Origin of the sequence: Phaeovulum sp. (assembly GCF_047638075.1) — a bacterium.
Lineage (GTDB): Bacteria > Pseudomonadota > Alphaproteobacteria > Rhodobacterales > Rhodobacteraceae > UBA6197.
In genome coordinates this window covers 12,760-29,004 of sequence record NZ_JBLJBV010000017.1, presented here as the reverse complement: position 1 = coordinate 29,004, position 16,245 = coordinate 12,760, and the positions used below count along the sequence as shown (strand labels likewise).

Annotated in this window: 16 protein-coding genes; 8 read left to right on the top strand and 8 right to left on the bottom strand. The window is 59.7% G+C overall.

Going from position 1 to position 16,245, the window contains the following annotated elements:
• The 4 genes from ACM62R_RS02140 to ACM62R_RS02125 all read left to right on the top strand — a co-directional run.
• A partial coding sequence (locus ACM62R_RS02140) for a hypothetical protein (RefSeq protein ID WP_415182424.1) occupies window positions 1-627 on the top strand: 627 nt, incomplete at its 5' end.
• A 14-nt stretch (window positions 628-641) separates the two neighbouring features.
• Entirely contained in the window at window positions 642-947 is a 306-nt protein-coding gene (locus ACM62R_RS02135) for a hypothetical protein (RefSeq protein WP_415182423.1), read from the top strand.
• Between the two features lie 3 nt (window positions 948-950).
• Window positions 951-1,343, top strand: a complete 393-nt coding sequence (locus tag ACM62R_RS02130) for a hypothetical protein (protein WP_415182422.1) — start codon at window positions 951-953, stop codon at window positions 1,341-1,343.
• 463 nt (window positions 1,344-1,806) lie between these two features.
• Window positions 1,807-4,302 (top strand): GcvT family protein, encoded by a 2,496-nt coding sequence (locus ACM62R_RS02125; RefSeq protein WP_415182421.1) that lies wholly within the window; start codon window positions 1,807-1,809, stop codon window positions 4,300-4,302.
• Here ACM62R_RS02125 and ACM62R_RS02120 read toward each other — a convergent pair.
• The 6 genes from ACM62R_RS02120 to ACM62R_RS02095 all read right to left on the bottom strand — a co-directional run bounded on the left by ACM62R_RS02120 (window position 4,299) and on the right by ACM62R_RS02095 (window position 11,623).
• Entirely contained in the window at window positions 4,299-5,108 is an 810-nt protein-coding gene (locus ACM62R_RS02120) for a GH25 family lysozyme (protein WP_415182420.1), read from the bottom strand. The two genes, ACM62R_RS02125 and ACM62R_RS02120, sit on opposite strands and share 4 nt — an antisense overlap.
• Window positions 5,109-5,317: 209 nt before the next feature.
• A complete protein-coding gene (locus ACM62R_RS02115) occupies window positions 5,318-5,659 on the bottom strand; it encodes a carboxymuconolactone decarboxylase family protein (protein WP_415182419.1) in 342 nt (113 codons plus the stop codon).
• Window positions 5,660-5,873: 214 nt separating this feature from the next.
• Window positions 5,874-6,635 carry a hypothetical protein gene (locus tag ACM62R_RS02110; protein WP_415182418.1) on the bottom strand — a complete coding sequence of 254 codons (762 nt, stop codon included), beginning with the start codon at window positions 6,633-6,635 and terminating at the stop codon, window positions 5,874-5,876.
• 166 nt (window positions 6,636-6,801) lie between these two features.
• Window positions 6,802-10,134 (bottom strand): carbamoyl-phosphate synthase large subunit, encoded by a 3,333-nt coding sequence (gene carB, locus ACM62R_RS02105; protein ID WP_415182417.1) that lies wholly within the window; start codon window positions 10,132-10,134, stop codon window positions 6,802-6,804.
• A 193-nt stretch (window positions 10,135-10,327) separates the two neighbouring features.
• Window positions 10,328-10,801 carry a hypothetical protein gene (locus ACM62R_RS02100; protein ID WP_415182416.1) on the bottom strand — a complete coding sequence of 158 codons (474 nt, stop codon included), beginning with the start codon at window positions 10,799-10,801 and terminating at the stop codon, window positions 10,328-10,330.
• Window positions 10,802-10,984: 183 nt separating this feature from the next.
• On the bottom strand, window positions 10,985-11,623 hold the full coding sequence (locus ACM62R_RS02095) for a glycosyltransferase 87 family protein (RefSeq protein ID WP_415182415.1): 639 nt from the start codon (window positions 11,621-11,623) through the stop codon (window positions 10,985-10,987).
• Window positions 11,624-11,850: 227 nt separating this feature from the next.
• Here ACM62R_RS02095 and aspS point away from each other — a divergent pair, with 227 nt between their 5' ends.
• Window positions 11,851-13,626: an aspartate--tRNA ligase gene (gene aspS, locus ACM62R_RS02090; RefSeq protein ID WP_415182414.1), complete on the top strand. Its 1,776-nt coding sequence runs from the start codon at window positions 11,851-11,853 to the stop codon at window positions 13,624-13,626.
• 81 nt (window positions 13,627-13,707) lie between these two features.
• Here the strand turns inward: aspS and ACM62R_RS02085 are convergent, their stop codons facing one another.
• Window positions 13,708-13,842 (bottom strand): hypothetical protein, encoded by a 135-nt coding sequence (locus ACM62R_RS02085; protein ID WP_415182413.1) that lies wholly within the window; start codon window positions 13,840-13,842, stop codon window positions 13,708-13,710.
• Window positions 13,843-13,981: 139 nt separating this feature from the next.
• On the opposite strand from ACM62R_RS02085, the gene ACM62R_RS02080 reads away from it, so the two are divergent.
• Window positions 13,982-14,701 (top strand): GNAT family N-acetyltransferase, encoded by a 720-nt coding sequence (locus tag ACM62R_RS02080; protein ID WP_415182412.1) that lies wholly within the window; start codon window positions 13,982-13,984, stop codon window positions 14,699-14,701.
• A 21-nt stretch (window positions 14,702-14,722) separates the two neighbouring features.
• Here the strand turns inward: ACM62R_RS02080 and ACM62R_RS02075 are convergent, their stop codons facing one another.
• A complete protein-coding gene (locus ACM62R_RS02075) occupies window positions 14,723-15,442 on the bottom strand; it encodes a response regulator (RefSeq protein ID WP_415182411.1) in 720 nt (239 codons plus the stop codon).
• 123 nt (window positions 15,443-15,565) lie between these two features.
• Here ACM62R_RS02075 and mce point away from each other — a divergent pair, with 123 nt between their 5' ends.
• A complete protein-coding gene (mce, locus tag ACM62R_RS02070; protein ID WP_415182410.1) occupies window positions 15,566-15,970 on the top strand; it encodes a methylmalonyl-CoA epimerase in 405 nt (134 codons plus the stop codon).
• Window positions 15,970-16,239 (top strand): DUF1467 family protein, encoded by a 270-nt coding sequence (locus tag ACM62R_RS02065; protein ID WP_415182409.1) that lies wholly within the window; start codon window positions 15,970-15,972, stop codon window positions 16,237-16,239. Before mce ends, ACM62R_RS02065 begins: the two co-directional genes overlap by 1 nt.
• The last annotated feature ends 6 nt before the right edge of the window (window positions 16,240-16,245 follow it).

Here is a 16,245-nt window from a genome sequence, read left to right as displayed (position 1 = left end):
CGTGTCTTAGATCAAAGCCCCAAGCTCAGGCAGGCGGTGCCAATGGTGTGGTTACCTTCATTTACGGTAGGCTCTCGCATCACTCGACAGCATCGTAGCAACGCAAATCGCGAGGTGCTGTGGATGATTACCAATGGAGTGCCGATTTCGAAGATCTGCGATTTCACCGGCCTCTGTCCCAGAGATGTCTATCGCAAGATAGACTTCATTTATGACCGTGTTGTCGACCTCACAGCACGGCGCGAAGGAACCTTCGATAAGGTTGATTGGAATAAGGTGGGACGGCGCTTCGCTACCTACTCCCAAACTCTTCACCTCAACTGGCCGAACAAGAAGACGCGGGCGCAGATTGCGGTTCAACACCTTTGCACTGCTCACGCGAACACTGGCTATATAATGGCCGCTCACCTCGGTCTTGACCCCTACATTGAACTTCCAGGCATTGAAGCTGCCATGACCTCTGCGGGGGATTTCTCCAAGCCTCGCGCCTTCCGAAGTCAGGCGCGTGTCTGGTCCGAGACAGAGTTCAAGGAATATGTCGATAAGATCACCCGACATGTGGCGATTCACCCGATGGAAGCCCCTGATGTGGACTTGGATCTACAACTGCCCCATGTGTCGCACTAATACGCCAAGACGTGATGCAGCTCGCCCACGCGTTCCTGCCCCGTCGCTTCCTCGGCAAGGGAGTCGAGCGGTTTGTCTTTGTCCTGGATGCTGATTCCGGCCTCGCGTTGTCGTTTGTCTCCGCATTTGCAAAATGGATAAAGCAGGAGCGCGCAGATGTGATCGTCGTGAATTTTGACAAAAATCAGTCCAACGATCAAAGATATATGCTTGTCAATGAAGGGCAAGAAGCCCGCAACCTTGCAACTAGTATATCTCGTTCCAAATGGAACGCTTTCACCAAAAAGGAGAAGGAGGATCATACCGACGCGGTGATCTAAGGATTGCTGCAAGGCCATCTGATCAACGAGGCGTTTGCCTGGCCATTTCATACCAAGAGTGAGCCGTATCGCCGTATCCGCATCCTTACCGATCGGGACAGTATGGCACCGGATCGACGAGCCCGCTTGATGCGCCTCGCAACCCTGCGCAGCGTGGACGCCTATTTTCACAAGGTGAGGTCAAACATTCGCTTCGCAGCAAGACCGGCGCACACCCCAAGCGGAAACGGACGCACTTGGGTTCGCCATTATCTTTACAAGCCAGAGACGATGGCGAAGATCATTGAGATCTATCGCTTAACCCACAACTGGATGGGATCGTCAAAAACAAAGAAAACCCCGGCAATGAAACTTGGTCTCGCCCGGGGGCAAGATGCGTCCGAACGAGTTCTTTGAATGATCAGGTCGCGGGCTTGGTCGAGTTGTTTGCAGCAATGAAGGCTGCAATCGTTGTGCGAACAACCGAGTTCACACTGGAAAGGTCAACTTCGCCCTATGGAGTCTTTGCTTATGGCTAAAAAGCTCTCTTTCAGAGGGCCTGACTGAAGGACGCGCATACGCCCACCTTCGAGTGCTGCCTTGAATGCAAGCAGCCCTTCACGCAGTTCATTATCGGTCATTTCTTTTCTCACATATCTGATGTTGAGAGGAAATGGTGCCGAGTGAATACGAACAAAAAGCCGCCGACGAAAAATCGTCGACGGCTGCACCACGAAATGCAAAGGGCTGGGGGGCAGACAGCCCCCTTTTTTCGTCCCCTTGCCTTTATGTCGTTTTCGTCTGGCAAATGTCGGCGCGGCTTGCCCGTTTGCGCCGCGCTCTGGCAAAACGGTAAAAAGACACGGGACAGGAGTCGCCCATGAAAACGCATGTGAAAGCCCTCGTTGTCGGCGGTGGCGCCGTCGGTTGCGCCATCGCCTATCATCTGGCCAAAGCCGGATGGCAGACGATGCTGGTTGAGCGCGACGAACTGACCTCGGGCTCGACCTGGCATGCCGCGGGGCTGCTGCCGCTGTTCAACATGGGTTACGCGACAACGCATATCCACAAATATTCGGTCGATTTCTACAAATCGCTTGAGGCTGAAACCGGCCTGAACGCGGGTTTTGCGGTGGTTGGCAACCTGCGGATGGCACAGACTGACGCGCGCATGGATGAATACATGCTTTATTCATCGGTTGCTGAAACTGCTGATGTCTACCACGAATTCCTGACACCGGGGCAGATGAAGGACCGCTGGCCACTGCTGCGCTGCGAAGACCTCAAAGGTGCGCTTTTCCACCCGCAGGATGGCTATATCAACCCCGCCGATGTCACGCAGGCAATGGCCAAGGGCGCACGGCAGCACGGGGTTGATATTGTGCGCAAGGTGCAGGTTAACGGCTACCGCTGGACCGGTTCGGAATGGATCGTCACCTGTGCGAAGATGGTCGAGCAGGGCGGCAACCTTATCCCGTCGCAAGACACGTTTGAAATCCGTGCCGAACATGTCGTCACCGCCACCGGCAATCACGCGCAGCGCACGGCGCGGCTTTTGGGCGTCAAGATCCCCGCGATTCCGGTTGAGCATCAGTTTATCGTCACCGAGCCCGACCCGGTGCTGGTAGACTGGCGCAAAACCAACCCCGAACATCCCGTACTGCGCGATGCCGATGCGAAATGGTATGTGCGCGAAGAACGCGGCGGCTGGATCCTGGGCCCGTATGAGAGGGGCGCCCCGGCGCGCTTTCTTTATGACGTGCCCGAAAGCTTCCGCGCCGATCTGTTCCCGCTGGATCTGGAGCGGATCGAGACGGAATACATGAGCATGATCCACCGCTTGCCGTCCTCTGAAAATGTCGGCTTGAAGGACGATTTCAACGGCCCGATCTGCTACACGCCGGATGGCAACCCGCTGGTTGGCCCGGTGCCGGGTCTGCGCAACATGTGGATCGCGGAAGGGTTCAGCTTTGGCATCACCGCGGCGGGCGGCACTGGCCACTATCTTGCGCAGATGATGGTTGAAGGCGAGGCCGAGATTGACATGGCCAGCCTTGATCCGCGCCGCTACGGCGACTGGATAACCACCGAATATGCCGCTAGAAAGAACGAGGAATGCTATGAGCATGTCTTTGTTCTGCACCACCCAGACGAAGAGCGTGGGGCCTGCCGCCCGCTGCGCACCAGCCCGGCCTATGACCGGCAGGCCGCACGCGGGGCGCAGTTTGGCCAGGTGAACGGCTGGGATCGCCCGAACTATTACGGCCCGGTGGATGCGCCCGCAGGTTTCGATCACGATTCCCGCAGTTTTCGGCGCGGTTCCTGGTGGCCCTATGCCAAAGCCGAGGCCGAGGCCGTTCGCAATGCCGCCGGCCTGATTGACGCCACAGCCTTCAGCAAACACCTTGTGCGCGGCCCCGGCGCGACCGCTTTTCTGGACTGGTTCACCACCAACAAACTGCCCAAAATCGGCCGGATCAACCTGACCTACGCGCTGACGCCCGCGGGCACGACGCGGACGGAATACACTATCGTGCGGCTGGCCGAGAATGAATATTACCTCATCTCGGCAGGGGCATGGACGGCCTATGACGCTGATTATCTTCGCAAATGCGCCGAGGATAAGATGCCGGATCTTGGCTGGATCGACATCCACGATGTTACCACGCAATGGGGCGTTTTCGCCATCGCCGGGCCAAACTCGCGCGCGGTGCTGCGCGAGGTGGTCAAGGACGCCAACCCCGACACGGTGCTGGGCAACAAGCGTTTCCCTTGGCTTTCGATGCGCAATATCGAGTTGGGCATGTGCCCGGTGCGCGCGATCCGCGTGGCCTATACCGGCGAGTTGGGATGGGAGTTGCATCACCCGATTGAAATGCAGAACTATCTGTTTGATCTGCTGATGGACGCGGGTCAGGCGCATGGGTTGAAACTGGTGGGCGCGCGGGCGCAAAACTGGCTTCGGCAGGAAAAATCCTACCGGGCGTTCGGCACCGAACTGGGCCGCGATGCCACCCCGCTTGAGGCCGGGCTGGACCGTTTTGTTGACCTGGCCAAGGGCTTCAACGGTAAGGAAAAAATGCTGGAAACCGGGGTTCGCGCGCGCTGTGTGACGCTGCTGATTGATGGGCCGTCGGACTGCGACCCTTGGGGCAAGGAGGCGCTTTTGCATGAGGGGGCAAAGGTCGGGCGGTTGACCTCGGGCGGGTGGTCGGTGGCGTTTGGCAAGCAGATCGGCATGGGCTATGTCCGCCCCGATCTGGCCGAAACGGGGCAGCGACTAAAGGTCAGGATGCTGCGGCAGGAATGGGAGGCTGTCGTCACCGAGGACAGCCCCCATGACCCGACCAACGCAAGGATCCGGCTTGATGGTTAACGCTGGCTGCGTGCGGCCAGCCAGGCCGTCCAGTTGGCGGGCGACCCGGCAAAGACGTTGATGTCAACCGGTGTGGCCACGCCCGGCACCTGACCGGTGCCGGTATATTGCCAGAACGTCCAATGCTGCCCCGGATAGACGGTGGCCGGATGCCCCGCGACCGAGCGCAACCAGAACTCTTGCCCCGCCATCTGGCCCAATCCGGCGTCTTTGTAGAAGTCGACGGTGGTGTAGATCACCGGGCGCTGGCCGTAGTGGGCGGTCAGCATCGAGAGGAAAATCCGCGCCTCTGAGCGGATGGTTTCGGCGTCGGGGCGCAGCGGGCAGGTTTTGGAACGGTGGTTCCATTCAAGGTCCAGCACCGGCGGCAGCGCGCCCGGCGCGCGCGGGACATGGGAAATGAACCAGCGCGCCTGTTCGGCGGCCGGGCGACAAAAGTAGTAGTAGTGATAGGCCCCGACCGGCACGCCTGCACGCCGCGCACCCCGCCAGTTGTCGTCAAAGCCGGGGTCGAGAACATCGCCACCCTCGGTTGCTTTCAGCCAGGCGAAGGCGACGCCGGATGCCGCAGCGCGGGGCCAGTCGATCTGGCCCTGCCAGCGCGACGCATCAATACCATGCACGGCGTAATGCACGGGGGCGCGGCCTGACCAGCTATGGGGCGCTGTATCGCCGAAAGTTGCGGGAATGCCGGTGGCGTGTTGAATGGCGCCCCGTCGCGTGCTTCGTGGCCCATCCCGCCCGCCGCATGACGCCAGCGCAAGCGCCAGAAGCGACAAGATGATACCGCGCACTAAAACCCGCATGACGCCCCCTGAAAACCGATCGCTCGCAATCTGACGTGAAACGCTGCGCGTGTCACGCAGACAAAGCGGGGTCGTAACTCTGCCGGGCCGAATCTTGCCGTGTTGCAGGTATTGGTCTTTCCCTATCGTTGAAATTCATTGGCGCGCCCCGATCAATAGGCGCGCCCAGTATTGGCGACAGGGGTTAATTTGTTGTTATTGCAGGCGAATTACCCGGCGTTGGCAAGCTCATCCCAGCAGGCCAGCGCGTGACCGGCGTACATGACGCCGGGGCCACCGCTCATTTGAATGGCCATGGCAAGAACATCGCCCAGCTCTTCGCGGGTGGCGCCGGCCTTCATCAGGGCTTCGGTGTGAAACAGGATGCAAGGTTCGCAGCGCATCACAAGGGACATGCCCAAGGCTATGAATTCCTTTTGTTTTACATCCAAAGGCCCGGTTTCGGCCACAGCCTTTGACAGGGCGCCAAAGCCTTGCGTCGCCTCGGGGATGGTTTTGTACATGACGCGCAGTTCGTTGCGCATTTCGTTGATTTTGTCTTTGTAGGCCATGGGCTGGCTCCTGTCAGTAAAGAGGTTGGTGCAGCTATTTCATGGGATGGTCGCGTGGGCTTTGATCTTGGTCAATTGCATGCAGATGAATGAATGTTTATTGGGCCGGTGCGCGCCGGGGCGGGGTTTGCAGCATGATTTCGGGTGATGCCCGTAAAGACGCCCCCGCCAAAAGCTGTGGCGGGGGCTATTGCGGGGGCGTTGCAGGCAGCCGTCAGGCGGCGCGCCGTTTGCGGCGGGCGGCAAGGCCAAGGCCGCCAAGCACCAGCAGCAGGGGGCCAAATGCGGCGGGTAGCGGCACTGCCGACGGTGCGTGGACGTTCAGGGTGAGGTTCATCAACCGGATACCCGCGCACCATTCGTCGCACCACAGAGTGTTGGGGATCGTCAACTGATCGCCAGTATAGGAATAGTCAAGCGTGCCCGCAGGAACCAAGGATCGTAGCACCAGAACATCAAGGTCTTGGAAGGTAGAGCCAAAGGTCATGTCTGAAAACGAATTGAACGAATAGGCCGTATCATGGTGATAGACCAACGATGTCACCAGCGTGCCACTGCGGTAACCGTACCAGCCGACATTGCCATAGGCAGGCTTCGATCCGTTTACCCAAGCGTCAAAATCGGCGTCTCCGTATTCACCCGCCGGGCGGGGGGTGCTGGCGGTTTGATAGACATGCGAATAGGCCCAGGCATTCGCCCCGACTGCATCGAAGCGGTAGCCATCGACCGAGGCAAAGACCGATTCGGTGATGCCACTATCGTCATGCAGATATAAAAAGGCGTCACCGTCAAAATAGGCTATGCTGGTTTGGGCGGTAAAGCCGTTCTGGATCATGTCCCAGCTATCCCAGCTACAGCTGTAGCAGTCGATGGTAATTGGCCCTTCATCCTTGCCAATTGTGACAAGGGCCGCGTTGGCGGCTGGGGCGAAGAGCGCACCAAAGGCGATGGCAAACGTGAAGGCTGGCATATTCATGGCTGACTCTCTTTACGGTGGTTGTTGAGAATGGAATTTGCCGGGCCGCCACGGGACGAAAAAACCCTGCACTGGCTATTCCAGTGCAGGGTAACGCCGCCGTGAACAAAGGGTCAACCTAGCCATGTGGTTGATATACGGCATGCCGCCTTTGGGCTGTTGTGGTTCAGGCCTGCAACGGGCGCACGTTCATGTCGCCTTCGCCACGCGACTTCATCGCCGCAACGGCCGCGATCGAGGCGGCGGCAGTGGTGAAATAGGGGATCTTGTCGTAAAGCGCCACGGTGCGAATTTCGCGGCTGTCGGAAATGGCCTGGCTACCATCGGTGGTGTTCAGCACCAGTTGCACATCGCCGTTTTTCAGCCGGTCAACGACGTTCGGGCGGCCCTCATAGACCTTGAGAACGCGCTCTGAGGCGACATCGTGGGTTTTCAGCCAGGCGGCGGTGCCTTCGGTGGCCAATAGCGAAAAGCCCATGTCGATCAGGGTGCGGGCGGCGGCGGCCAGATCGTCGGATTTGTCGGAATCCTTGATCGAGAGGAACACGCGACCCGTTTCGGGCAGGATCGTACCGGCACCTATTTGCGCTTTCAAAAAGGCGCGGGGGAAGTTGCGATCCCATCCCATCACCTCGCCGGTAGAGCGCATTTCAGGGCCCAACAGCGTGTCAACACCGGGGAAACGGGCAAAGGGAAGCACCGCCTCTTTCACGGAATACCAAGGGGTATTGGGGTCAGCGAGGGTCATCGGGTCTGCGAAGGGCAGGGGCGTTTCGGGGCCGACGCCTTCGGGGTAGGGGGCGCGGTGCGGGAAGTTTTCCATCGGCTCGCCCGCCATCAGACGCGCGGCGATCGAGGCGATGGCGCTGTCGGTCGCCTTGGCGACGAAAGGCACGGTGCGCGAGGCGCGGGGGTTGACCTCAAGCACATAGATCACGCCATCCTTGATGGCGAATTGCACGTTCATCAGACCAACCACGTTGAGGCCAAGGGCCATCAGAACGGTCTGGCGTTTCAGTTCGGCCACGGTCGCGGCGTCAAGCGTGTGGGGCGGCAAAGAGCAAGCGGAATCGCCGGAGTGGACGCCTGCTTCTTCGATATGCTCCATGATTCCAGCGACATGGACGGTTTTGCCATCTGACAGGGCGTCGACGTCAACCTCGATCGCGCCGGAAAGGTAGCTGTCAAGCAGCACTGGCGAACCGGCGGAGACATGCACCGCCTCGCGGATGTAGCGCTCTAGCTGGGCGTCTTCGCGTACAATCTCCATCGCGCGGCCGCCCAGAACGTAGGACGGGCGGATAACCAGCGGATAGCCAACACGGGCGGCGATGGCAAACGCCTCATCGCGGGTAGAGGCAAGACCGTTGACCGGCTGTTTCAACTCTAACCGGTTCAGAAGCTGTTGGAAACGTTCGCGATCTTCGGCAAGGTCGATGGCATCGGGGGTGGTGCCGAGAATTGGGATACCCTCTTCTTCCAGCGCGTTGGCCAGTTTCAGCGGGGTCTGGCCGCCGAACTGCACGATGACGCCGTGCAGGGTGCCGTTCTCCTGTTCAACGCGCAAAATTTCGAGCACCGATTCAAGGGTGAGCGGTTCAAAATAGAGCCGGTCCGAGGTGTCATAATCGGTCGAGACGGTTTCGGGGTTGCAGTTGATCATGATGGTTTCATAGCCAGCCTTGGTCAGCGCAAAACAGGCGTGGCAGCAGCAATAGTCAAACTCGATCCCCTGACCGATGCGGTTGGGGCCACCGCCCAGGATGACTACTTTCTTGCGGTCCGAGGGGCGGGCCTCGCATTCCACGTCGCCCATCGCGGGGGATTCGTAGGTGGAATACATATAGGGGGTCTGGGCCTCGAACTCGGCGGCACAGGTGTCGATGCGTTTGAATACGGCGGTGACGCCAAGGTTGCGGCGTGCGCGGCGGACCTGCGCCTCATTGCGGCCGGTCAGCATGGCCAGGCGCGCATCGGTGAAGCCCATCATTTTCAGCGCGCGCAGACCCTCGGCCGTGGGTGGCAGATCATTGGCGCGGATCTGCGCCTCTTGTTCGATAATTTCACGAATCCGGGCCAGAAACCACGGGTCATAGGCGGTTGCATGTTGGATTTCTGCATCTGTCAGGCCGTGGCGCATGGCCTGCGCGATCAGGCGCAGACGGTCGGGGGTCTGCTGGCTGATCGCCTTGATGACCGCGGATTTTTCGGGCGCGCCCGCAATCGCGATTTCGTCAAAGCCGGAAAGCCCCGTCTCCATGCTGGCCAGGGCCTTTTGCACGGATTCGTGGAAGGTGCGGCCGATGGCCATTGCCTCGCCCACGGATTTCATCGCGGTGGTCAGTTCCGGCTTGGAGCCTGCGAATTTTTCAAAGGCGAAGCGCGGAATTTTTGTGACGACATAGTCGATGGTCGGCTCAAAACTGGCGGGGGTGACTTTGGTAATGTCGTTGTCAAGCTCATCCAGCGTATAGCCGACGGCAAGTTTCGCGGCGATCTTGGCGATGGGGAAACCGGTCGCCTTGGACGCCAGCGCCGAAGAGCGCGACACACGGGGGTTCATTTCGATCACCACCATGCGGCCATCGGCGGGGTTGATCGCCCATTGCACGTTGGAGCCGCCGGTTTCGACGCCGATTTCGCGCAGCACGGCAATCGAGCCGTTGCGCATGATCTGATATTCCTTGTCGGTCAGCGTCAGCGCCGGGGCAACGGTGATCGAATCGCCGGTATGCACGCCCATCGGGTCGACGTTTTCAATGGCGCAGATGATGATGGCGTTGTCGGCCTTGTCGCGGACCACCTCCATCTCAAACTCTTTCCAACCCAGAAGCGATTCATCGACCAGAATCTGTGCCATCGGTGAGGCATCCAGCCCCGAGCGGCAGATGCGTTCGAAATCGTCGCGGTTATAGGCCACGCCGCCGCCGGTGCCGCCCAGGGTAAAGGCGGGGCGGATGATTGCGGGCAGGCCGACATATTCGATGGCGGCCATGGCCTCGGCGACGCCAGCGTTAATGTCATATTTACCGTTTGGCAATTTGGGCGCGGCGACGATGGTGGCCTTGGGGTTTTCGATGCCCAGCCGGTCCATCGCTTCGCGGAACAGCTTGCGGTCTTCGGCCATTTCAATGGCTTCACGTTTTGCGCCGATCATCTCGACGCCGAATTTTTCCAGCACGCCCATATCGGCCAGCGCGAGCGAGGTATTGAGGCCGGTCTGTCCGCCCATCGTAGGCAACAGCGCGTCGGGGCGCTCTTTCTCGATGATTTTGGCAACAACTTCGGGGGTGATCGGTTCGATATAGGTGGCGTCGGCCATTTCCGGGTCGGTCATGATCGTGGCCGGGTTGGAGTTGACCAGAATGACGCGGTAACCTTCTTCGCGCAGGGCCTTGCAGGCCTGAGCGCCAGAGTAGTCAAACTCGCACGCCTGACCGATGACGATGGGACCGGCTCCGATGATGAGAATGGATTTGATATCGGTTCTCTTCGGCATGGTCTTTCCCCTTTTCGGCGCGGCGGCAGCGCAAATCCACGGCGTTATAGTCAAGTGAGGCAGCGGCGCAAGGGGGGATGGGCGCTGGCCGGTCAGTCTTTACCCAGCGCGGTTGAAGGACATGCGCAAAGATATCCTTGATGCAGGACATTGCGGCGTGGGGGTCAATCAAGGGCCAGCCTGATTGAACCTTTCAATTGGGTGATGCCGTTCTTTTGCCAAGGGCGGGCGCAATACCCGGATCGCAGCGCACAAGCTGCGCGTTACGGGCCGCCCAGATAAAGGCGGCAATCATACCCATGATTGCGAGGCTACCCAGTAGCTGACCCGGTAAATGCGGCCAGCTTGTTCGTGAACCGAGCAAGAGTGTGGGGGTTGACAGGCCCGCGATAACTAAACCCGCGATCAGATACCCGCGCTGCGGAATTCGCACAGGCAGCAGGCCAACTGCGCAGATCGGCGCGATAAAGTGATAGCTCCACGCGAGCGGTGCCACAAATGTAAGCCCGGCCATCGCGGCGGGCCAGAGTGCGCGGCGGCTAAAAGAGTCGTTCTTCAACCTGCGAAAAGCAATGGCAAAGGCTGCAAGCGTGAAAAGAGTAGCTACCTTGTCAAGTAATTTCACCAACGCCGGCTTTGCGAGGAAACCAGCCCGTTGGTTCATCATCGGATGAAATCGCCAAACTCGGCATAAAGCTGAAATCAAAAGGCCACAGCATATGCCCAAGCGTTGTATCAAGCGTGGGGCTTAAAGGAGTAAGCATGATGGTGTCTGAAATGGAGTGAAGCAGGCCCAAGAAAGCAGCGTGGGGGGGCCAACCAGCCAGAGATACTGACAGCGATGCCAGAATCATACCGACGAGCAGGAAAGATGCCAGCGCCACCCGTTGCCCGGTTGGATCCAAAAGACCGCCAAAAGCGCAGGATATCCTTTCAGCGCAGCAGCAAGAGCCAAGGCTGCCCCCCCGAAGGCCGGATGCCCGTTTTCGCTGCGTTCTATTCCAAGCAGTGTCAGAAATCCAACCAGGATCTGAGGCTGGTTTTCATATAAGGCGACAACTCCACTATGGGTCAGCAGTAACCCGGCAAAGCCAACGCTGAAAAACGTGAGGCGTTGATGATCGGTGGCGCCTGGCAGGCACAAATGCCGCGCGATGAACAGGCCGCCTACCAGCGCTGCACCATTCAAAAAACGCATGAACAAGACGATTGCGTCGAAAGATATGTTTTCAGTTACCGGCGCAAGAAGCCACGCCCAAAGTGGCGGATAGATATAGGGATAGATATCCCCCTGATGACCTGCAGCGCGCAGGTGCGCCAACCATTCATCGGGTGGCCGCATGGTGAACAGGGGGCCTGGCGATGGATAAACCAGTTGCGGATTGCCAAGCGCCACTTCTTGCGCCGCCGTCCAAACCGCGCGTAAATCATTGCTGCCCGTCTGCCCAAAGCCAAAAGCGGCAATTGCTGCAAGGGCAACAAGAACCACGAACTTCGCCGCTGTAAGCCGCCGGTTGGAAACGACATTGGGTTGAGGGTTATGGTGTCGGCGCATAGGGCAGATCACAAGGCTACCATGTTGAAGTCATGGCGTGGGGGTATTGTGTGATTGGGGCGAGAATATGAAGACCCCGGGCAATTCGCTGTTTGCTTGACTTCTGTCCCCTTGCGCGGTTGAAGCGGGCTGTCGATTCAAGCCTTGGAAAGGGGAGCGTAATGCACGCCTATCGTAGCCATACCTGTGCGGATCTGTCGAAAGACAATGCGGGGGCCGAGGTGCGGCTTTCGGGTTGGGTGCATCGCGTGCGCGACCATGGCGGCGTCTTGTTCATCGACCTGCGCGACCACTACGGGATGACGCAGTTGATTTGCGATGGCGACAGCCCGGCGTTCAAGACGCTTGAGACGGTGCGGGCGGAATGGGTGATCCGGATTGACGGCACGGTCAAGCTGCGCGCGCCCGAATTGGTGAACGCCAAAATCCCCACCGGCGCGATCGAGGTTTATGTGCGCACGGTCGAGGTGCTGGGCGCGTCCGAGGAACTGCCTTTGCCGGTCTTTGGCGAGCAGGACTACCCCGAGGAGACGCGGCTGACCTACCGCTTTTTGGACCTGCGCCGCGAGGGGCTGCACAACAATATGATGCTGCGCTCAAACGTGGTGCGGTCGTTGCGCAACCGGATGTGGGACCAGGGGTTTACCGAGTTTCAGACGCCGATCATCACCGCCTCAAGCCCGGAAGGGGCGCGCGACTTTCTGGTGCCAAGCCGGTTGCATCCGGGCAAGTTCTACGCGCTGCCGCAGGCGCCGCAGCAGTTCAAGCAGCTGATCATGGTGGCGGGGTTCGACCGTTATTTCCAGATTGCGCCGTGTTTCCGCGATGAGGACCCGCGCGCCGACCGCAGCCCGACGGACTTTTACCAGCTTGACCTTGAGATGAGTTTTGTCACGCAAGAAGACGTGTTCAACGCGATTCAGCCGGTGATTCAGGGGGTTTTTGAGGAATTCGGCGGCGGAAAAACGGTCTACCCCGATTGGGAACGTATTTCCTTTGCCGAGTCCGCGCTGTGGTATGGCTCTGACAAGCCCGATCTGCGCAACCCGATCAAGATGCAGGTGGTGTCAGAGCATTTCAAAGGCTCGGGTTTTGCGATCTTTGCGAAATTGCTGGAAAATGAAGGCACCGAAGTGCGGGCGATTCCCGCACCCAAGGGCGGGTCGCGCAAGTTCTGCGACCGGATGAATGCCTTTGCGCAGGCGCAGGGGCTGCCGGGGATGGGGTATATTTTCTGGCGCAAGGCCGAGGATGGCACGATGGAAGCCGCCGGCCCCCTGGCCAAGAACATCGGGCCGGAACGGACCGAGGCGATCCGCGTGCAACTGGATCTGGGCGAAGGCGATGCCGCGTTCTTCCTGGGCGGCAAGCCCGAGGCGTTTGAGGCGGTGGCCGGGCGTGCGCGTAACGAGATTGGCCGCGAACTGGGCCTGACCGAAGAAAACTGTTTCAAATTTGCCTGGATCGTTGATTTTCCGCTGTATGAAAAGGACGATGAGGGCAAGATCGACTTCAGCCACAACCCATTCTCGATGCCGCAGGGGGGGATGGAGGCGCTGTTGGGCGACCCGCTCAAGGTCTTGGGCTATCAGTATGACCTGTCGTGCAACGGGTATGAACTGATTTCGGGGGCCATTCGAAACCACAAACCCGAGATCATGTTCAAGGCGTTTGAGCTGGCGGGCTATCCGGCGTCCGAGGTGGAAAAGCGCTTTGGCGGCATGGTCAAGGCGTTCAAATACGGCGCGCCGCCGCACGGAGGCTGTGCCGCCGGGATCGACCGGATCGTGATGTTGCTGGCTGATGAGCAAAACATCCGCGAGGTGATCATGTTCCCGATGAACCAACGCGCCGAAGATCTGATGATGGGCGCGCCGTCCGAACCGCTGAACGAGCAGATGCGCGAGTTGCGACTGCGTGTGGTGCCGAAGGACTAGGCCAAGGCTATATGTTGTGGGGGGGGCGTGGGGAAACCTGTGCGCCCTTTTCTTTTGGGCATGTTTCCCGCTGGCCGGGGATCAGGAGCTGAGAACCTTGACCGCGGTTACGGCAAGCGAAAAGGTCAGCGACAGCGCGCCAAGGCTGAACACCGCCCAATGCGTGGCGCGGGTCAGGCGCTCGTTTTCGATAATGGCGATAAGGCGGTGTTTCATCTTGGTCCTCATGCTGTGGCAGCAGTAGCCTTAACATCGGGTTCAATTGCGGCGGGATTGGGGAAGGTTTGGTGCGGATTTCGGGCGTTTTCATCGGCGTGGTTTTGGTGCTTAATCCAGCGTCAAGAAGGAGTGCGATATGGTTGAAAAGCAGTTTGGATTTCCGGTTCCCGGATTTGTCACCCCCCCGACACCCGATCAGCTAGTGATGACCGGGCGGTATGCGCAGCTTGAACGGTTGGATCCGGACCACCATGCCGATGTGCTTTTTCGGGCCAACGCGGGGGATGCGTCGGTCTGGGATTATTTGCCCTATGGGCCGTTCGCGTCGGAGGCGGGGTATATCCGTTGGCTGCGTGACATGGCGGCGCTGAGCGATCCCTTTTTTTATGCGGTGCGTGACCTTGAAACCGGACAGGTGGGTGGGGTGATGTCCTATCTGCGGATCACGCCGGACATGGGCGCGATCGAGTTGGGGCATATCAACCTGTCGCCACAGATACAGCGCACGCGGGCCGCGACCGAGGCGATGATCCTGATGATCAGCTGGGCGTTTGGCGTGGGGTATCGCCGTTTTGAGTGGAAGTGTGATTCGCTGAATGTGCCCTCCCGCCGGGCCGGGCAGCGGCTGGGGCTAAGCTATGAGGGTGTTTTTCGTCAGGCCGCCGTGATCAAGGGGCGAAACCGCGACACCGCCTGGTTTGCGGCAACGGATGCCGATTGGCCCGCGCTGAAAGTGGCCTATGAGGCGTGGCTGTCACCCGCAAATTTCGATACCAACGGGCGCCAGATCGAAGGGCTTGGCGATCTGACACGTTTGGTGCGTGTCAGTGCCGACCCGACGTTGGGCGATTCCTAGCCATTCGCCCGGGTCGTCGACCTAGAATCTGGCCCCGGCGGCCAGCCGCGATTTCACCAGCCCGGACAGGTGACGCAGGTTTGGCGCGGTTTCCGTGCCGCTTAGGCGAACCCGGGCCAGTGCTGTGGCCGCATCCTCCAGGGGTTGATCACCGGCGCTGCGGGCCACGCCAGAGATGAACTGCGCGATATAGTCCAGCGCTGCGTGGCTGGGTGCATCGTCGATGACCCCGGCGATATGGCTGAGGTCATCGCGCAGCGCCAGCGGATCTGGCGTGATCCGGTCATCGTCCACCGCTTGAAGCCCGGGCTGCCGGGTGCCCAGCGGTAGGGCAGACAGGATCGTGTTTTGAAAAACAGCGATGCTTTCCAGTGGCTTGGCCAGAAAGGCATCGGCCCCGGCCGCCATTGCCAACGCCTCACCACCCGGATCGCTAGAGATGCCGATGATGACTGGCGCGGGGAAAGCCATCGCACGCACCTCAGCCACCAGATCGGCGCCGGAACCATCGGGCAGGCCCATGTCGATGATTACCGCGCCGGGCCGATAGGTTTGCAAATGCCGATGCGCCGAACGCAGGCAATCGGCCCGCCTGATCCGGGCACCGGACCGCAGGCACAAAAGCCGCATCGCTTCGGATGCGAAGCGGCTATCTTCGACGACAAGCACGGTCAGGCCCAAAAGGGGGCGTGTCGCCGTGGCGGGTTGGGGTGGGAAAAAGTTGGTCAGATCGTCGGCCATGGCACCTCTCCTGAGTCGTTGTCCTGCCAGTTAAGCGCAACAATGGCTAATGATAGGTAAACGCCGCTTGCCAGCTGCCCCGCCCCCCCGCTAAACCCGGGGCGATACTAACCGGAGGCCGCCATGATCGGACGTTTGAACCATGTTGCCATCGCTGTGCCCGATCTGGAGGCAGCAACCGCGCAATACCGCGACACGCTGGGCGCGACGGTGAACCCGCCGCAGGACGAGCCCGACCATGGCGTGACCGTGGTCTTTATTGAACTGCCCAACACCAAGATCGAGTTGCTTTATCCCCTGGGCGACAATTCCCCGATCACGGGCTTTTTGGAAAAGAACCCGGCCGGCGGCATCCATCATATCTGCTATGAGGTCGAGGATATTCTGGCGGCGCGCGACCGGCTGAAGGCTGCGGGCGCGCGGGTTCTGGGCACCGGAGAGCCAAAGATCGGCGCTCATGGCAAGCCGGTTTTGTTCTTACATCCCAAGGACTTCAACGGTTGTCTGGTGGAATTGGAGCAGGTCTGATGAATCTGACCGGGGCGATCGTTCTGTTCGTGACAATCTGGTTCATGGTGTTTTTCATCGTGCTGCCGATCCGCTTTCAAAGTCAGGATGAGGCGGGCGAGGTGGTGCCCGGCACGCCGCGCTCAGCGCCGGCAGAGGCAAATGTTGGTAAAAAGGCCAAGATCACCAGCGCCATCGCGGTGGTGCTTTGGGGGCTTGCCGTCTGGGTCATCATGTCGGGCATGGTGACGATGGCTGATCTTGACTGGTTCAACCGCATGGGGCGGTAAGGCCCG